This window comes from Kytococcus schroeteri (assembly GCF_002847825.1).
In the GTDB taxonomy this organism is placed as follows: Bacteria; Actinomycetota; Actinomycetes; order Actinomycetales; family Dermatophilaceae; genus Kytococcus; species Kytococcus schroeteri.
This window is the reverse complement of sequence record NZ_PKIZ01000168.1, coordinates 1-304: the sequence shown is the minus strand read 5'-3', so window position 1 is coordinate 304 and position 304 is coordinate 1. Positions and strand designations below refer to the sequence as shown.

1 protein-coding gene is annotated in these 304 nt (G+C 61.5%); it reads left to right on the top strand.

Annotated features, from left to right (window positions below; genetic code table 11):
• Nucleotides 1-179: 179 nt before the first annotated feature.
• On the top strand, nucleotides 180-304 hold a 125-nt coding region (locus CYJ76_RS12025), incomplete at its 3' end, for a pyruvate kinase (RefSeq protein WP_144043125.1).

Here is a 304-nt window from a genome sequence, read left to right as displayed (position 1 = left end):
CAGACGCCGCCACCACCGTTTTCGGCGACGTGCGCATCAACGCTGTGGTCTCCGCAGTGGTGTTCCTCGCCGCGACAGCGCTGTTCGTCTGGTGGACAGTGCAGCAACGCAAGGCTGAGGGCGTCACAAAAGAAGAAGCGAAGTAGCGGGGACAACGGAGCGGGGCTATCCTCGAGTCCGTGAATAGAAGAACCAAGATTGTTTGCACCCTGGGCCCCGCGGTCGCTTCGAAGGAGCAGATTCGCGGGCTCGTAGACGCAGGAATGAACGTTGCGCGCCTCAACTTTTCCCACGGCGAGCACGC